The 18,260-nt window shown below is 42.4% G+C and carries 14 protein-coding genes and 4 pseudogenes; 1 reads left to right on the forward strand and 17 read right to left on the reverse strand.

Features of this window, described 5'->3' with window-relative positions:
• Window positions 1-223: 223 nt before the first annotated feature.
• The 17 genes and pseudogenes from ACVC7T_RS09600 to trpX form a co-directional block, all read right to left on the reverse strand.
• A pseudogene (locus tag ACVC7T_RS09600) lies at window positions 224-841 on the reverse strand (N-acetylmuramoyl-L-alanine amidase family protein); the annotation flags it as partial.
• Between the two features lie 135 nt (window positions 842-976).
• Window positions 977-1,480: pseudogene (locus ACVC7T_RS09605) on the reverse strand (YSIRK-type signal peptide-containing protein); the annotation flags it as partial.
• Between the two features lie 304 nt (window positions 1,481-1,784).
• Window positions 1,785-2,696, reverse strand: coding sequence for a DNA-binding protein WhiA (gene whiA / locus ACVC7T_RS09610; protein ID WP_105161112.1), 912 nt, complete (start codon window positions 2,694-2,696; stop codon window positions 1,785-1,787).
• Complete coding sequence (locus ACVC7T_RS09615; RefSeq protein ID WP_447262857.1) at window positions 2,693-3,667, reverse strand: YvcK family protein; 975 nt, start codon at window positions 3,665-3,667, stop codon at window positions 2,693-2,695. Before ACVC7T_RS09615 ends, whiA begins: the two co-directional genes overlap by 4 nt.
• A complete protein-coding gene (rapZ, locus tag ACVC7T_RS09620) occupies window positions 3,664-4,551 on the reverse strand; it encodes an RNase adapter RapZ (protein WP_105110929.1) in 888 nt (295 codons plus the stop codon). The genes ACVC7T_RS09615 and rapZ overlap by 4 nt, the downstream gene beginning before the upstream one ends.
• Before the next feature lie 22 nt (window positions 4,552-4,573).
• On the reverse strand, window positions 4,574-4,951 hold the full coding sequence (locus ACVC7T_RS09625; RefSeq protein ID WP_125265809.1) for a RidA family protein: 378 nt from the start codon (window positions 4,949-4,951) through the stop codon (window positions 4,574-4,576).
• A gap of 131 nt (window positions 4,952-5,082) precedes the next feature.
• A complete protein-coding gene (locus tag ACVC7T_RS09630) occupies window positions 5,083-5,535 on the reverse strand; it encodes a GNAT family N-acetyltransferase (RefSeq protein WP_394731522.1) in 453 nt (150 codons plus the stop codon).
• A gap of 159 nt (window positions 5,536-5,694) precedes the next feature.
• Window positions 5,695-6,195: pseudogene (locus ACVC7T_RS09635) on the reverse strand (PAS domain-containing protein); the annotation flags it as partial.
• Window positions 6,196-6,249: 54 nt separating this feature from the next.
• Window positions 6,250-7,026, reverse strand: a pseudogene (locus tag ACVC7T_RS09640) (DUF438 domain-containing protein); the annotation flags it as partial.
• Entirely contained in the window at window positions 7,023-7,256 is a 234-nt protein-coding gene (locus tag ACVC7T_RS09645) for a DUF1858 domain-containing protein (protein ID WP_029997990.1), read from the reverse strand. The gene ACVC7T_RS09645 and the pseudogene ACVC7T_RS09640, both read right to left, overlap by 4 nt.
• Before the next feature lie 98 nt (window positions 7,257-7,354).
• Entirely contained in the window at window positions 7,355-10,525 is a 3,171-nt protein-coding gene (locus ACVC7T_RS09650; protein ID WP_447262858.1) for an SIR2 family protein, read from the reverse strand.
• A gap of 4 nt (window positions 10,526-10,529) precedes the next feature.
• Window positions 10,530-11,870 (reverse strand): DUF2130 domain-containing protein, encoded by a 1,341-nt coding sequence (locus ACVC7T_RS09655; RefSeq protein WP_447262864.1) that lies wholly within the window; start codon window positions 11,868-11,870, stop codon window positions 10,530-10,532.
• Between the two features lie 338 nt (window positions 11,871-12,208).
• Window positions 12,209-12,676 (reverse strand): ATPase, encoded by a 468-nt coding sequence (locus tag ACVC7T_RS09660; protein WP_170243839.1) that lies wholly within the window; start codon window positions 12,674-12,676, stop codon window positions 12,209-12,211.
• 57 nt (window positions 12,677-12,733) lie between these two features.
• A complete protein-coding gene (locus tag ACVC7T_RS09665) occupies window positions 12,734-13,174 on the reverse strand; it encodes a hypothetical protein (protein WP_125265805.1) in 441 nt (146 codons plus the stop codon).
• A gap of 99 nt (window positions 13,175-13,273) precedes the next feature.
• A complete protein-coding gene (locus ACVC7T_RS09670) occupies window positions 13,274-14,032 on the reverse strand; it encodes an ABC transporter ATP-binding protein (RefSeq protein ID WP_447262859.1) in 759 nt (252 codons plus the stop codon).
• Entirely contained in the window at window positions 14,029-14,895 is an 867-nt protein-coding gene (locus ACVC7T_RS09675; protein ID WP_105110935.1) for an ABC transporter permease, read from the reverse strand. Before ACVC7T_RS09675 ends, ACVC7T_RS09670 begins: the two co-directional genes overlap by 4 nt.
• A 20-nt stretch (window positions 14,896-14,915) precedes the next feature.
• Window positions 14,916-15,923, reverse strand: coding sequence for a tryptophan ABC transporter substrate-binding protein (gene trpX / locus ACVC7T_RS09680; protein ID WP_161943040.1), 1,008 nt, complete (start codon window positions 15,921-15,923; stop codon window positions 14,916-14,918).
• Window positions 15,924-16,528: 605 nt separating this feature from the next.
• Between trpX and ACVC7T_RS09685 the strand changes: the two genes are divergently transcribed.
• Complete coding sequence (locus tag ACVC7T_RS09685) at window positions 16,529-18,187, forward strand: Rqc2 family fibronectin-binding protein (RefSeq protein ID WP_394731527.1); 1,659 nt, start codon at window positions 16,529-16,531, stop codon at window positions 18,185-18,187.
• The last annotated feature ends 73 nt before the right edge of the window (window positions 18,188-18,260 follow it).

Raw genomic sequence — 18,260 nt, forward strand, 5'->3', positions numbered from 1 at the left:
CACCATTAGCTGACCAAACTGGAACTACAACACTGGAAACTGTTGATGGAACATTAGAAAGTGCCACGTTGAAACCTGTTGCTGTATTGGTAACACTAGCCGATACCTTACCTGCGATAACAGTTGCTTTTGGCGTTTCGGCTGGCTTGGCTACTGCCGGTGTAGTTGCTGGTTTAGAAGCTTCGGCTGGTTTTGGCGCTGGGGTCGTTGCTGGCAGACCTGCATGTTTCTTATAATAGTCAGAAATTCCTTTGACAATTCCATCAACCAATTTTTCCTGATAAGCTGCGGACGAGATTTTTGCTGACTCTGCACTATTGGACATATAGCCCAACTCTAGCAAGACCGCGGGAGCAGTCGTCTCACGCAAGACCTGGAAAGTTCTCCGCATCACTCCACCGTTTCGAGCACCAGTATTGGTAATTAGATTAGATTGGATGCTGTTTGCCAAACTTGCACTCAAATTTATGCGCTGAGCATCATTGTGATACTGGCTATTGATTCGCGCAGGATACTCTGGAAAATACTGATAATAGTAAGTCTCAATCCCATTAGCAGAAGGAGACGTCGAAGCATTAAAATGAATACTTACAAAAATATCTGAAGAAGTCCGATTGGCTTTTTCAGAACGCGGCAATAAACCAACAGAGCTATCTGCCGTTCGAGTCAATTCCACTCGGAAACCTTGCGCTTCAAGCTTTGATTTTACACGATTCTGAATCTGTAGGTTCAAATCCTTTTCATTTTTACCAAAATAAACGGCACCGGGATCACTACCACCATGTCCTGCATCTAAGTAGACAACTTTATTGAAGACATTGTACTGCCCTTGAGATGCTGAACCACTGGATACTGATGTCGTAGATGCGGATGGCTGAACAGGCGTATTTACGGGCGTTGTCGGCGCAACCGTTCCTACAGAAACATAGCGTCGATTTCCACCATAAGAAATGTAGCTTAACCATTTATGCTGGTCCGCAGTTACCACACTGTCATAATTAACCGTTTGCCCCTTTTCATAGCGTGCCAAATCTGGACTTGAAATCTTTGGCTCACTCTTAACACCTGTAGCCTGAGTAAAGACATAACTACCTGAAGGTGCTACATTTGGGGCTACTGGTTCTGTTGATGCTACAGTTGGCGTCGTTTGGCTTACTTGATTTGAAACAGCTTGGGTGCTCCCTGACTGTGGCATCGATCTCAAAGAGGTCGTTCCTGTCGTGTCAGTTGGTTGAGTCACTGCTTCCGCTGTCGCTTCTGTGGTTACCGTAGTTTCTGTGGCAGCAATAGGATCAACTGAAGGAGCAGTCGCTACCGTTGATGTTGAAGGCGTAATCACTGGACTAACATCCGACGAAACCGGCACTTCTTCAGCAGATGCTGTTTGAGTGGCCATAAAGGACACGCTTGCCAATAAAACAGAAGCAGCACCAAATGAATACTTCCGAATCGAAAAACGTTGTTTTTGATCAAATTTCATATAAATCTCCTATGTGTACAAACATATCTATCAACAATCACAAGCTAAATCTGGTATCAAAACGTCCATATCAATTCGACACCACATTTTGTTGTGAGCACAAAAACTTCTGCCAACATTCTACCATATATAGAAAAAACTTGCAATGATAAACAACTATTCTGTAACTATTATTTCGTTTAAACATTCTACTACAAAATTTGCTGCCTACAGAACCTCTTTTTTTAAAAATCAACGAGAACCTCAGTTTGGTAAAGGGCTATTTTTTACATAAAAAATAGCCTGAATACAGGCTATCCACTCCCTACAATTCCTCAGCTATCTTATTAATTTTCCGCAGGCGGTGATTGACACCGCTCTTGGTAATCGGGTTGGTCAAGCTATCCGCCAATTGCTGGATAGAATAGTCAGGATGCTGGATGCGGAGCTGGGCCACTTCCTGCAAATCTCCAGGCAACTGGTCCAGTCCAATGGTCTCCATAATCTTACTGATATTGTTAATGGTTTTCATGCTAGCAGTGACTGTCTTGGCAATATTGGCCGCCTCGGCATTAGTCGCACGATTGAGATCGTTTCTGGCCTCGCGCAGGAGCTTGACATTTTCAAACTCGGTCTTTGCCTCTTCTGCCCCAATGACCAGGAGGAAATCCATGATATCCTCGGCTCGTTGCAAATAGGTAATGGTCCCTTTTTTTCGTTCAATCACCTTGGCATCCAGCAGAAATTTCTGCATCAAGTCCGCCAAGTCAAGAGCATGGTCGCTGTAGACCGAGGCAATTTCCAGCTGGTACTTACCTTTTTCAGGGTCCTTGACAGAGCCCGCCGCCAAAAAGGCACCACGCAGATAGGCCTGGCTCCAGGAATCATTTTCCAATACCAGCGGTGAAATCCCCGTCTCCAAGCCGAAAAAGCTATCTGCCAGATAGAGGTCGTTGAGAATATCATTGACCCCGTCCTCGATATGAACAGAATAAATCCTATTCTTTCTAAGGTTTTGCCGTTGGTGGTGACGGATTTCCGCCTTAATCTGGTAAAAGGTCTGGAGCATTTCATAGACATGCCGAGCAATCTTGGCATTTTCAGTCGTAATGGACAGGGTCAAACCTGACGATGCCAGACCTAGACTGCCTGCCAGCTTGATCATGGCCGACAACTCCGACTTATTTTGACTGGACTGAATCAGCAATTCTTCCTTGACTTGTATCGTAAAACTCATGACCGCACCTGCAAGATATTGAGTAATTCTTCTACTACAAAATCACCGTCGTGAAAAGCTCCGCCATTTTCCAAACGAAGAAAATTAGACGAAATCACGCGCCGCGCTTGGTCCTGAAGCCCTACAAAATCGTGCTTGACCTGGACTAGATACTCATCAAACTGGTGGGTATCCATGTAGTCCTGTGGCACAGGCTCGATGTTAACCAGGACGGTGTCAATAAAACGACAGGCCAGATGGGCATTGAGGACCGTAACGTGGTCAGCATCTGAGAAGAACTCCGTCTCCCCGCGCTGGGTCATGATGTTGCAGACGTAGACCACCTCCGCCTTGGTCTCCTTGAGAGCTTGTCCAATCTCGGGAATCATAAGGTTGGGTAGAATAGAGGTGTAGAGGGAGCCAGGTCCCAGCACCACCAAATCGCTGTCCATAATGGCATCCACTACCTGCGGACTGGCTGTTGGGGTTTGATCATTGTAGGTATTGGTGACAAATACATGCCCAATCATGCCTGGATGCTTGGAAATTTTACTTTCACCGACCACCTCAGTCCCGTCAGTAAAGACGGCATGGAGAGTCAGCGGATGCTCACTGGAAGGATATATTTTCCCTGTCGTATGGAAAAAGCGGGTCAAGAGCCGCATGGCATTGTAGGTCGATCCCTGCATCTCAGAAATCCCAGCGATGATGAGATTTCCCAGCGGATGCCCTGCCAAGGGACCGTCACTGGCATCAAATCGGTACTGGAAAATCTGCTCATAGAGCTTGGGCATATCCGACATAGCCAGCAGGACATTGCGCAAATCACCCGGCGGTGTAACCTGGAGGGCATGGCGAATCTCACCAGACGAGCCTCCGTCATCTGCCACCGTCACGATAGCTGTAATGTCCGCATCCTTGTTGCGCAGGCTTTTGAGAATCACAGGAATCCCCGTTCCTCCTCCGATAACCGTAATCTTTGGCTTTCTCATGACCGATTGACCGTCTCTTTCCGCTTGTCTTTGTCCCGATGACTCAGATTGACAAGCCAGTTTTTCTCTAGGTCTTCTGCTAGGCGTTTGGCAAAGGCTACGCTGCGGTGTTGACCGCCCGTGCATCCGACTGCTATGGTCAGAACTGATTTACCTTCCTTCTGGTAACCTGGCAGAATTGGCTCGATCAAGCTTATCAAATGGCCGTAGAACTCTTCTGATTCCTGGTGGTCCATAACGTAATCGTAGACCGGCTGGTCCATCCCTGTCAGATTGCGCAGTTCGGGCTTGTAATATGGATTTGGCAAGAAACGCACGTCAAAGACCAGGTCCGCATCCAGAGGTAGGCCGTACTTAAATCCGAAGGATAGGACTTCCACCCTGAAAGACGGCTGATTGTCCTGGCTAGCGAATTGCTCAGAGATGGCCATACGTAGGTTTCTCGGTGTCAAATCCGAGGTATCAATCACATTCTGACTCATATTTTTCAAGGGAGCTAGAAGTTCGCGCTCTAGATTGATACCGTCGAGAACTCGGCCGTCTGCAGCCAGAGGGTGAGAACGGCGGGTCTCCTTATAGCGAGCCACCAATTCACTATCCGTGGCATCCAGGAAGAGAATCTTGAAGTCCAGGTCTTCTGCGGTTTCCAGGTCATCTAGAACTTCACGGATTTCCGCAAAGAAGGACCGGCTCCGCATGTCGACAACCAGGGCAATCTTGTTATTGTCCTTGCTGGCATGGATGAGCTCGATAAATTTCGGCAATAGGGTCGGTGGCATATTGTCAATGGTAAAGTAGCCCAGATCCTCAAAGGACTGGATAGCGACTGTCTTACCGGCTCCCGACATCCCTGTCACGATAACTAGTTGGAGTTTGTCTGCCATAGCTAGACCTCCTTTTTCTGATTTATTCAACAACGGCGATGACTTCGATTTCAACCTTCACATCGCGTGGCAGGCGAGCAACTTCTACAGCTGAGCGGGCTGGAAAATCGGATGAGAAGGCTGTTTTATAGACCTCATTAAAGAGTACAAAATCATTCATATCCTTGAGGAAACATGTTGTTTTGACAACGTGGTCAAAGTCTGTTCCAGCTTCTGCTAGGATGGCTGCAATATTTTTCAAGACTTGTTCGGTCTGTTCTTGAATGGTCTCACCAACCACTTCACCCGTTTCTGGTGATAGGGGTACTTGGCCTGATGCGAAGAGCAGATTACCTACGACCTTACCCTGAACGTACGGGCCGATAGCTGCTGGTGCTTTGTCTGTGTGAATAGTTTTCATAGTATATCTCCTTTTGTTTTCTAAATCTATTATAGCATAGGTTGCTAGGATTGAGGTAGTTTTGGGAATTCTTTCCATGGATAATCCCTGAAATTTTATGTAACAAAAAAGGCTGGACATGGATTCCAACCTTATCTAGAGCTTCTTATTTTTTCTATTAAAATCTCAATAAAGCATGATATCATGTTTCCAGTGGCTTGATAAAATACAGAGAGGTTATCGTCGTTGTAGGCAGAAGCTTCAATTGCCAGAGGGCTGTCCTCATACCAAACACCAGTCCCATCCGGAATAAAACCGTTTTGCACATAAAGTTTCTGAGCCTTGCCATAATGAGCATTCAAACCAACACCTATCCCTATCTGGGATGTAAAATCGGATACAAGTTGGCAGATAGCATCCAATAATCTGTAGCCAATTCCCTGACCCTGAAAATGTTCAAAGACAGTAAAATCGACAATTTCAGGAATACCTGTCTGAGAAAATCGCCCCTTCTTGGGACATTTGACAAGGGTAATATAACCCAGACAGGCCTGCTCATTTTCAGCTACCAAAACCTGGTGCTCACCTTCTTCCTGCTCCGTCAAATAACTTTCCAGGATTGCCTTCCGCGACGGCCAGCCCTGCTCTAAAAAGCCTGAACTAGCTTCTCAATATGACAAGCCTCTAAATGAACTATTCTAATCATGTCACACTCCTCTGTATAGATAAACACAAGACATCTTTAAGTAATATGATAGGTGTAACTAAATCTCTCTAGAAAAATCACTGTCTAGTTCCCGATAGGATTGGATATTTTGAACATATTCTAAGACGCCTTGAAATTGGTCTTCTTGATCACGAACCGCCTTGTAAACGACATAAACAAAGGTTTCTTCATCCTTTTTGAACCACATAGTCACTTCATTTTTCTGTCCACTGCGCAGGAGTTCAAAGATTTTTTTGACCTTGTCAACAATTTTCGGTGGATGACAGAGTTCGACATTGCGTCCGATTTGACTAGGTGTCCGCTTGAAAATCATTTCCTCAACTGGATGGCTATCATTGTAATATTGGAAAATGTCATCCTTGTTCACGAAGGTTAATTCCAATGGTAAATGATTAAGGATGAGATTCGCTTGTTCAAGAGTCAAATAACCATTGCCAAAAGGCTGTGGACTAGCAGGGTCCAGAACTGATGTGGTCGGTTCTTTTGGTGTGAAGGAGATAGTAAACTGTCCCTCTGGCGTATCAATCACCCTCACATTGGGATCGCTTGCCTGCGGTGTCGACAGTGTGTCAGTCTGCTCTGCTATTTCTCCAAAAGAAACCCGATGGGGAACCCATTTTGCTGTAGGTTTCACAATTGCGTAGCCATAAGCATCACTTTCAGCGGCAATCTGCAACCAATCATCTTGTGTAAAAGTCTCCAGCAAAATCATTAGCAAGATCGCTTCTTCCTTGAAAATCATCTCTTCAAACTCAGTGGCGAAACTTTCAAAAGTTTGACGAACAGTTTCTATATCTCCATCTGGCAAGGTATCTAAAGCCTTGCGGGCTTCCTTAAAGAGCAGACGAATATCATCATCTACGCCCCACATAACCTTGGGTGGCGCATCATGACCGTAGCGTTCCATGATTGGAAAGAAGAGTTTTTCCTTGCGAGTGTAGTGGTTTTCAAACTGACCCAAGAGGTCAAACTGGCGTGTCAAACCTTGCAGGAGCTGGTCTTTCAGCTCCGCATCCTCTGTCTGCTCATACTGGTCGATGATACGGCGGATGCGTAAGAGAGCTGCCCGCAGTGCCAGATTTTCCTGCTTGAAGACATAGACAGGGTGTCCTTCCTGGTCCATATCCGCTACTTCCACATCTGCAATGGCTCCTTTGAAGAGGTTGGCATGGATATTGCAGAGGCTCATGACGTCTTCAAAAGTGATCCCCGTGTCGCTGGACATAAGTTCATGCTCCATCATGGAGATTTCCAAGGCAGAAACTCCCGTGAAATGCTGATTAAACTGGTCCTGAACAGACTCTGGACTGGCTCCATTGTGCAGGTCCAAGAGAATGTTTTTCAAAATGTCAATCCGTTGTTCCGTCATGCTTCTCCTCCTATTACCTCATAACCGTTGCATTCCAAGACCTGTTGAATACGGTCTAACGGAATCTTGGTCATCTTGGAGCCTGTCTTCAGACTGGTCACCTTACCAACTGTGTTGAGCATGGCTGGGTTAGCCAAGGGCTTGAAACCAAGCTCTACCAGTATATCCTTGACTTCTGGGTGCTGGTGGATAATCTCTGCCACAGGCAGATTTAGGTCGATGGTGTTCATTGGTTTTCTCCCTTCAAGGCCTCAAACTTGGCTTTCATGGTTGGGTTATTTGACTGAGACGTCCTCAAATAATTGTATTCTACTGTATTCATTGGAAATTATTTTAGACTTAAATCATTGATAAGATTTTGTATTTCTTCTATCTCTGGCGGAGTGCAATTTTTCTGTCTTTGAACAATTTGAAGTACATCATTTCTTTCTTCGATCGATAATAACTTGATAATATGTTTGATGTTATCTAAATAATAGTAATCCTTTTCTAACAAATCGTGCTCTAATAATAACAATAAAAAGTCTCTCAATAAAGAACTATCTTTGACACTCTCCTTATTAAGTAAATAATCCACTCTATATGACCGCAATTTAAATTTGTAATTTGATATTAGATATTTGAGCTCCTCAATAAAGGAAAACAATCTGCGATGATTGACATTTTCTCTATAAAACAAATCGGAAATAGTTTCTAGATAATTTACCTTAGAATCTTGTGTAAATAATTCTTGTAACCACTGTTGTGAGTATTTAAATTCATATTCGTCTCTAAAAATAATATTTATCATAATGGCATAATTATTTTGCGATAATTCAACAGTTTCTTTTGTTGGATCTATGAATTCCAAAGCAACTAAATAAACTTTACTAAGAATTTGATTATCTTCAATTTTTTGATTTAAAAGTTCTTTAATAACATCTGTAAAAATTCTGTCAGCTTCTAAGGTCATTGAAGTATGATAATAAGAATATCCTAAAAAAGTATAGTATGTTATATTAATTTTTGTAGTATCATCATATTCACTTATTAAAGCACCTTGTACAATCTCTTTGTAATTCGAATCCTTAATTTCATTTACTTTCAGAACTACTTGGGCACTGTACTCTGAATGATTAATAATTAAAGAAATTAAACACTGTAAATAAGAACCTAATTCACTATTTATAAAATGAAATATATCTAATAGTTTATTATCATCTCTCAAAGTTGAAAGTTTATTTGGGTCAACAGTGAGTAATTTTTCAAAAATTGATTGTTCAGCATCCTGTTGAGTTATAAAGTATTTAAAGAATTTTTCGTCATTATCATCAAAAGACACATTATCAAATTTCTCTAAATATTTTTCCTTTACAAAATTTTTTAGTTCTTCTGAAACTTCTGATGAAATAATAATTTCTGCATAAAGGCGCTTATATTTTGAAAATAATTTTTCAATATGATTTTTTAGTAGATTTGAAACCTTTGCAGATAATTCACTTGAATTTTTTAAGACACTAATTAAAAAGTTCTCAGTCTCTCTTATAGTCTCTTCTTCTAAGAATGAAGAACGTTTTTGTTCATCCTCAGAGTTCTCTAAAATATCTAACAATTCAGCTTCATCATATTCGACAAGGTCTTCTATTGTAAGAAATGAATATTGTGAAATCCAGCCTCCCTCCATAGAGGAAATCATATTTCGATATGGTTTTTCTGGAATCTCTTTATCGATAATACCTTTGTGTTTATTAACAAATGTATTTAACTCTTCGCCAAAGTGAGTATCAGAGAAATCAATATACTCGATTAATTTATTAACCAAGGTTTGATTCAAACCAGTCTCGTTATCAAACTGAACTAACAACTTTTGAACCAATCTTGTATCTAACAACTTATCAGGAATATTTTCTAGGAAACTCTTACCTTCTAGAAATAGCCTGTTTGTCTTCACAAGCTGATAAAATAGCTCAATATTTTCATTTTCATTTTTCAAATGCTTAAATGAATAATATCTATATTTTTGTGAATTTTTTATTGCATTCACCATTTTTTCTATGTTGATTGGATTTAAATTCACTTCAAATTCACTACCATCTTCAATATATAAATAATTATTATTTTGCTCGAAAGTTTTTACAAACCAATAACCTAATAATGTACTATCCTGATTAAAACTAGAGTTAATAACGTCACTGTCTTCAGATACAGCTTCTCTCAGTTCATTCAATTGTCCATTACTAAAAATAGTTTTTTCTATCGCTCGATTATAAACGACGTGCATATCGTCCATATAACAATTTTGACTTCCTTGGATAATAATGGAATAAATTTTCTCCCAATCATCCTTGCTTAATTTTTCAATATTTTTAGAAATAAATTTCCAAAATAAAGGAAAAGAGCCTGATTTTATTTGCTTTATTGTTTCGCCTTGAAAGATTCCACCTAATAACAAACTATTTAACTGAGGATTGTCAATTTCAATAACTCTATGGATAAGGGAAGATAAGTAGTTTGAATCACTCGAAATACTATCTAATGATTTGTTATATGTTTCTTGAGCAGCTAATGGATTTAACAGTTTTTTCCAATCTATATGAAATTCATGAATTCCTAATTCTTTGTTAATATCGCTAACTAATTTCTCAGTAAAAACTGGCAAGTCCTCAAATTTATCCCCAAACCAAATAATCTGTGTATAATTTTCTGAATTAAAGAAATTTTCAACAATTGTTTTATAATGTTCATCAACTTTTGAATTCGATGACTTTTCTTCCTTCATTAAGGCATAATTTTTACTACCTTCATGAAGTAATGACAATATCTCATCTTCTTCCAAACCTGCTCCAATAAACAATACAGTTGGTCTAGTGTTTTTAAACCATTTAACTAAATCATTATAATTCTTTTTGTTTTTTAAGTACGTTCGAGAATAATCTGCAGATGAACTTACAAAATACTTGACATCACAATCAGGAGTTCCATGAATATGTAAAATATCACCCGGAACTAACTTGCCTTTTCTAGATTGTTGAAACTCATTTAGATCATTTATCGTTTTGACTGTATTTTTCAATAAATTAAAATGATTTTCAATTTCATAATCATAGTTTGATGTTATCAAAATAGCATTCAGACTAGCAAGATGTTGCAATGTTGGATTGATAGTTGAAAATGGTAACAAATGCTTAAAATAAGCTTTTTCGAAGTCAAGTCTACGATTCTCAAAATCGTTCTTAAAAATAATTTTTAACTCTTGATTTACTAATTCTACTTTACGTTTATTACTAACATCTAATTTACTTATTAAATCAAATATTTTAATTTGCTCAATTCCAATATTCTTATTCTTACTTTCTGCAAGCACTTGACCTTGCCAATATTTTATGAGATGTCCCACATATTCATTCCAATTGGGATATCCCTGTGAAATAGAAACTCCTGCACCAATAAAAATAACCAGTTTTTGTTGCTTTATAGCTTCACTCAGATCTGTAACCAGTCTTTTATATGAAGAATCCATAATTCTAATCCCCCTTCAAAGCTTCAAACTTCGCTTTCATGGTTGGATTGTTACGTGTTAGCTTTTTGACCGTGACGTCATCCAGTTTGTTATTGGCCAGACGGAGCTGATTCTCGCTGGTGGTCAGGGCTGCTTTGACCGCCTCCATCCGCTTGATAGCCTTATCAATCTCGTCAATGGCTTTTTGGAAATTGGTGCTGGCTGACTGGTAGTTCTTGGCAAAGGCTGTTTTAAAGGTCGCCAAATCTTCTTCAAAATGGGTAATATCGATATGCTGTTCTCTGACCAAGGCCAACTCTTGCTTGTATTTCAGACTATTGAGCGCCGCATTGCGTAAAAGTCCTATCAACTGTATAAAGAACTGAGGGCGAACCACATACATTTTCTCGTACTTGTGGCTGACGTCCACGATGCCCGTATTGTAGTAATCGTTATCCGCCTCTAGCATGGTCACTAGCACCGCATATTCACAGTTCTTCTCACGACGATCCTTGTCCAATTCCTTGAAAAAGTCCTCATTCTTATGCTTTTTAACCGTGTCATCCGCCTCATTTTTCATCTCAAACATGATAGAAATGATTTCGACACCATTCTCATCCGTCTCGCGGTAGATGTAGTCACCCTTGGACCCACGCGCCGACACTTGATTATCTTTTTCAAAATAAGCATTGGGAAAAGCTAACTGTCGAACCTTATTGAACTCCGACTCAGCATACAATTCCAAACTTTCACCGATAGCCTTGGTCGATTGCTGGGCCTTGAAGTTCTTATAGAACTCTACCTGCTCGCTAGCCGCCTTGAGCTGAACCTCATACTCCTGCCGAGTGGTAGCCAACGCCAATTCCTGCTTTTGCTCCTGCAAAACCAAGGCATTCTGGGCCGCATCCCGCTCCTTCTCAACCTGAGCCACTGCCTGCTGCAACTCCAAATCCTTGGACAGACCCACTTGCTCCAATTTTGCCTTTAGCTCTAGGATTTCTTGGTCTTTTTGGGAAATAGCAGAGCTAATTTCATGTTCCGTCTGACTAGTCAGTTTGTCCAGCTGAGCCTGAAGTGCCATCAACTCCTTATCCTTTTGAGCAATAGCAGAGCTGACCTCATGTTCCGTCTGACTAGACACCTGCTCAACCTTAGCTGTCAGTTCTAAAATAGCCTTATCCTTGTCAGCCAATTTAGCCTGCAAGTCATTTTCAGCCTTCTGAGCCAGCAACTCTGTCTCACGCGCCAAACGATCATGAACTTCCTTATCAAACTCCACACCACGAACCTGAGCCAAAAGCTGGCTGTATTCTGTTTCATTAACTTGAAAAGCCGTCCCACAATGCGGGCAAGTAATTTGTTGCATGGTAATTCCTTTCATTTATATTCTTTTATCATGTGTGCAAACAATAATGTCGCTTACTCGTTTTTTCACTTCCTGCGTATTAACCTTATCAAATTATAACAACCATATACAAGTCCAAGGAAAAAAATAAAATAGAAGAAGCGAAAAATATTTCGTGGTTCTAGCCAAAACAGTCGATAGAGGACACAAATAGCCACGACTAGAAACCACCGCCAGCCCCAGGTCATTTTTCTTTTTATGAACCACTCCAACCAATCCTCTCCAGAATTGTACCTTGTTTCATAATACTCTTCTCTCAATCGGGCCCACCATTTCATCTTACTCAATCTCCTAGTCTTCTATCGTTTCAGTTCTTCTTCCAAAAATGCAGCCCATTTTTCCTGCAAAGGCAGATGGTCCGGTAAGTCCTGTCCTTGCAAGAGAAGTTGAATACATTCATGCTGGATCAGCCAACCGGTCATATCTTTTTCAGCCGTCGCAAATTCATTGCCAAAATCCTTAGGAATGAATTCCTCAAAGGCAATGTGACTCCCACCTTCTTGCTCTGTCAGAATAAAACCAACCCGAGCAGTATCCCAAGTATAGACAATCTCATGCGGTTCGCGATAGGCCAACAAGTCCATCTCCTCACGGAAATCCTCCATTTCAAAGACCAACTTTTGTCCTTCAATATGGAGTTCTGGAAACCATTTGGCAAAACCAGCGTCTGTAGCCAGTAAATCCCATGTTTCTGTCAAAGATGCAGAAACGGAGTATGCCACATTTAATTGATAGTGTGTAGAGGTTGTAGTAATTGAAATTTTCATATGTCTAGTATAGCAAAAAATCTCTAAAAAATGAAAAAACACCAGCAAAGCCAGTGTCTAACTGTTCCTTTCCCTCACTGAGACTAGGATACGTCTCGCAAGAGGATTGACAATATAATAACTTAATGGAAGTGATAGAATAATATTTCTCAAAAAGCGGAAACCATAAATCGGTAGATGAAAGGGAAGATGGCTCATATACATACCAAATACTCCCATAATTAACCCCATTGCAACAGACCGAAAACTAATCATAGCAAAGGAAATATGCTTTTCAGAAGGTAATTTTGGTCCGATGAAATTGATCCATCTGATGGCTAAAGGATTGACAAGTTGCGATGCTATAAAAGAGACAACCACTCCCAAAAAATAAGATGGCAACAAAATAGTTAATTGTAAGCGACCTGCCCACCATAAGTTATAAACGGTCATTACAAATCCCATCATCGCTGACATTAAAATCCCAAAAAATAAGCGTTCCTTTCGATTTTGAGGCATAAACTACTTCTCCTATACAGCTTCGTTAGTTATAGTATAACACAAATCACTAATTATTGGTATTTATTGATAAGAAAAGCCTGAATCGCTCCAGACTTATTACTCAAAGAATTTATAGTAATCTTCCAATTGCATTTCCGCTTTTTGCTGGCGATTGAGTTCTTGGATAATTTGACCATCCTTCATGACAATCAAGCGATTGCCAAAGTTAAGGGCATCCTCCATCTGGTGAGTGACCATAAGGGCAGTCAGCTCCTGGTCGGCAATCAGGCTATCCGTCAAATTCATGAGGGACTGGCTGGTCTTCGGATCAAGGGCCGCCGTGTGTTCATCCAAGAGCAACAGCTCTGGCTTGACGATAGAGGCCATTAAGAGGCTGAGAGCCTGACGCTGGCCACCCGATAATAAACCAGCTGGAGTGGCGATATGCTTCTCCAGACCATTGCCAATTTTTGCTAGAGTCGCCTCAAACTCTTCCAAATGCTGGGGAAGTTGCCGAGGAACCAACCCGCGACCTTGGCCACGGTACTTGGCAATCAAAAGATTTTCCGCCACAGTCATCCGAGGTGCCGTTCCCATCTTGGGATCCTGAAAGACCCGGGACAGATACTTGGCCCGCTTTTCCGCTGGCCACTTGGTCACATCCTCGCCCAAGATAGACACTGTTCCACTGGTCAAGGGCAGGGTACCTGCTATGACATTGAAGAGGGTGGACTTACCAGCACCATTGCCACCGAGAATAGTGATAAAATCCCCTTGGTAGATAGTCAGATTGACATCCTTTAGAATCACTCGCTCCTGGTCCAGGCCATTGTTGACCACCACACGCGCATTTTTTAGTTCAACGATTGCATTCATTTGGTCAAGCTGGCTCCTTTCAGGATGTTATTTTTGATTTCAGGGACCATGAGGCAGACTGCCAAGATGAGGGCCGAGAAAATGCGGAGGTAGCTGGTATTGATTCCCAGGGAAATCACACCCAAAATCAAGAATTGGTAGAAAATCGCTCCCACCACAATGGTGATAAAACGCTCTGCCATTGTCACATTATCAAACAAAACCTCACCGATGATGAGACTGGCCATGCCAACCACGATGACACCGATACCGCGCGAAACGTCCGCGTAACCCTCCTGCTGGGCGATGAGGGCACCAGCAAGGGCAATGACCCCATTGGAGAGGATCAGACCCATAAGCTCCATACGGCTGGTATGAATGCCAAAACTGCGTGCCATGTCGGGATTGTCACCCGTAGCGATAAATGCCTGACCCAAGCGGGTATTTAGGAAGAATAGCAGAGCAGAGATGACAGCCACAACTGCCATCAGGCCTAGTATCAATCCATTTGTCTCCCTATCAAAAGGCAGGAGGTCCTGCAAACTCTTGATATTGAGCAAGCCCAGATTGGCTCGCCCCATAATGAAGAGCATAATGGAATGGCAGGAAGACATAACCAGAATCCCCGACAAGAGGGTTGGAATTTTCCCCTTGGTATACAGGAGACCGGTCACAAGCCCTGCCAAACAGCCTGCCAAAACAGCAGCTAAGGTCGCCAGAATCGGGTGGACACCCTGAGTAAGTAAGGTCACAACCACTGCTCCGCCCAAGGGAAAGGAACCCTCTGTCGTCATATCTGGAAAGTTCAAAATACGGAAGGTCATGAAGATACCAAGACCAAGAATGGCCCAAAGCAGGGCCTGGGAAATGGTGGAAAGGATCATAATTCTCTCTAAAATTTCGTTTATTTAATCACGCGGCTTGCTTTTTCAACAATCTCCGCTGGAAGGGTAAGGCCAAGTTCATCAGCTACTTTTTGGTTGACGACAACGGTACCTTGGTTAAAGACTTCAACTGGTGTGTCAGCTGTTTTGGCACCGTCAAGAACCTTGGCAGCCATTTTACCAGTAGCAACACCTAGGTCAAATTGGCTGAGGGTTACAGATGCGATACCGCCACCTTCGACCATATCCTCTACAGAAGTATAGATTGGTTTTTTAGACTTGTTGGCTGCAGAAACGACTGTTGAGAAAGCCGATGCAATGGTATTGTCAACTGGTGTGAAGAAGGCGTCTACCTTGGTTGAGGCAACTTCTACTGTTGAGGCAATTTCGTTTGAAGAAGGAACTGCATACTCGATAACTTCATAGCCTGCTGCCTCAGCTGCCGCCTTAAATTCAGCAACTTGGGCCTTTGAGTTATCCTCGTTTGATGAGAAGAGAGCACCGATTGTTTTTGCCTCTGGGGTGATTTGTTTAATCAAGTCAATAGTATCTGCTACTGGTGTTTGGTCAGAAACGCCAGTGATATTGCCACCAGGATTTTTCAAATCAGCAACCAAGTTGGCACCGACCGGATCTGTTACAGCTCCCATGATGATTGGCAGATCGCTAGTCGCATTAGCCAAGCCTTGGGCTGCTGGTGTCGCAATACCAATCAGCAATTCGTTGCCATTATCGACCAATTTTTTACTCATGGTTTGCACTTGAGATTGGTCACCTTCAGCGTTCATAAAGTCGATTTGCAGGTTGACATCCTTATCGTAGCCGCCTTCTTTGAGACCAGCTTCGATCCCTTTGTAAATTTCGTCCAAGGAAGCGTGGGTCACATATTGGAGAACTCCGATTTTAACAGTTTGAGATTCCGTCCCTGTCTCTGTTGTGGTCTCTTGTTTATTCTGATTTGAAATCACTACAGCCACAATAATCGCAAAAAATGCAATCAACACACCCATCAATTTTTTATTTTTCATCATAAACCTCTTTCTTATTAAAACAATTGTATCTATTTCGTCAATTCAAGATCTGTAAGCTACGCCATCGTTTCATCATAATGTAATCTCCTTTGTATAGAAAAAGCCCACGCATACTAAAATCGTATGCGAGGGCGTCAATGACACGGTGCCACCTCACTTATGGGAATGTCTAGAATCCTCCCATATCTCATCTCCTCAAACAAGGAGTTGCACTGTAAGGTGTGCCAACCGAACTATCATTGTTTTAAGTTCATTTACGTGACTGTTTTGACTGAGTACTTTGTTAGCTCTCCTTGCTATACCGCCAGTATAAGCTGCGTCGACCTGCCTCGTGCTCAGCCAAAACAGTCTACGCAAAGTATTTATGCCAAACAATCTCATCAGCCCATTTCATAAGACTCCGCCGCCCGTTTCCACCAACCACAGGCTCCCTAAAGACTTCTGTCCTACTACTTCTTCTGATTACATACGATTATAGATGGTCTTGGAGGATTTGTCAAGGATTTTGAACAAATTTTCTGAAAATTCCTTAACATGTTGTCAGCCCCCAAAATATGCTATACTAGAAAAAGCTAGATTCTAGGAAGAGAAAGAGGTCTACCATGTCTTTTGACGGATTTTTTTTACATCACATGACGGCTGAGTTAAGGGCTAACTTAGAAGGTGGGCGGATTCAGAAAATCAACCAGCCCTTTGAACAGGAGATTGTCCTCAACATCCGCAGCAACCGTCAGAGCCATAAGCTGCTCCTGTCTGCCCATTCGGTTTTCGGACGAGTTCAGCTGACCCAGTCGGACTTTACCAATCCAAAAGTGCCTAATACCTTTACCATGATTCTGCGGAAATACTTGCAGGGAGCTATTATCGAGGAGATTCGTCAGTTGGACAATGACCGCATTTTAGAATTTTCGGTGTCCAACAAGGACGAGATTGGCGACCATATCCAAGCTACCTTGATGGTGGAAATCATGGGCAAGCACAGCAATATCATCTTGGTGGATAAGTCTGAGCAGCGAATTATCGAGGCTATCAAGCACGTTGGTTTCTCGCAAAACTCCTACCGAACCATCTTGCCAGGTTCCACCTACATTCGTCCACCAGAGACGCATTCTCTCAATCCTTATACGGTGTCTGATGAGAAATTATTTGAAATCCTATCGACTCAAGAACTGAGTCCAAAAAATCTCCAACAGGTCTTTCAAGGTTTGGGGCGGGATACGGCTTCTGAACTGGCCAAACATTTGCAGACAGACCGCCTGAAGAACTTCCATGCCTTTTTTGACCAAGCTACACAGCCTACCCTAACGGACAAGTCCTATGCTGCTCTGCCATTTGCCAATAGCCCTGAAAACCAGCCACACTTTGAGAGCCTGAGCAGTCTGCTGGACTTCTACTATCAGGACAAGGCGGAGCGGGATCGGGTGGCCCAGCAGGCCAATGAGCTGATCAAGCGGGTGGCCAGTGAGCTGGAGAAGAATCGCAAAAAGTTGGTCAAACAGGAGCAGGAATTGGCGGATACGGAAGGTGCGGAGTTGGTGCGGCAAAAGGGAGAGCTCTTGACCACCTATCTGCATCAGGTGCCCAATGACCAACCGAGTGTACGGTTGGACAACTACTATACGGGCGAGGAGCTAGAAATTGAGTTGGACGTGGCTCTTACTCCTAGCCAGAATGCCCAACGTTACTTCAAGAAATACCAGAAACTCAAGGAGGCGGTCAAGCACTTGACCAGCTTGATTGAGGAGACCAAGGCGACCATTGTCTATCTGGAGTCCGTTGATACCATGCTAGGACAGGCGAGTCTGGCAGAAATCGATGAAATCCGTGAGGAATTGATTGAAACAGGCTACCTCAAACGCCGTCATCGTGAGAAAATCCATAAACGCCAGAAACCTGAGCGATACTTGGCGACGGACGGGAAGACCATTATTCTGGTCGGAAAAAATAACCTGCAAAATGATGAATTGACCTTCAAAATGGCCAAGAAAGGCGAACTTTGGTTCCATGCCAAAGACATTCCTGGCAGCCATGTGGTCATCACAGACAACTTGGACCCAAGCGACGAGGTCAAGACAGACGCAGCTGAGTTGGCCGCCTACTTCTCCAAGGCCAGACATTCCAATCTGGTTCAAGTCGATATGATTGAAGCCAAGAAACTCCATAAGCCGACAGGTGGCAAGCCAGGTTTTGTGACCTACCGTGGTCAGAAGACCCTCCGTGTCACCCCAACAGAAGAGAAAATAAAAAGCATGAAAATCTGATGATTTTCATGCTTTTTAAAACCTGTGTTCACAAGCAAAGTATATTTAGAAAAGAGATAGTTTTTTACAAATC

This window comes from Streptococcus sp. P25B114 (genome assembly GCF_053010325.1).